Here is a 250-nt window from a genome sequence, read left to right as displayed (position 1 = left end):
GACAAGTCGGACCGCCGTCACGACGCTTTCCGGTTCGGTCTTGCCTGCGCTGATCTGCTTGAGGAGTAGCTGCGCGGCACGCCTGCCTATGGCCTGCGGATCGACGGAAATCGTGGTGAGTGCCGGAACCGCCGACCTTGCCTCGATGACGTCGTCGAATCCAACCACGGCGAAGTCCTGTCCCGGCTCCATCCGGCGGGCGCGCAACCCGTCGCATGCGCCGAAGGCGACGGCGTCGTTGAAGCACACC

At 66.0% G+C, this 250-nt stretch carries 1 protein-coding gene; it reads right to left on the bottom strand.

Going from position 1 to position 250, the window contains the following annotated elements:
- Positions 1–250 (bottom strand): substrate-binding domain-containing protein (locus ACPYOM_RS23210; RefSeq protein WP_481347777.1); only part of this gene is annotated, 250 nt, incomplete at both ends.

Source organism: Monashia sp. HAY1-2A, assembly GCF_056755315.1.
The sequence above is the reverse complement of the archived record's forward strand: the minus strand, read 5'-3'. Positions and strand labels throughout refer to the sequence as shown.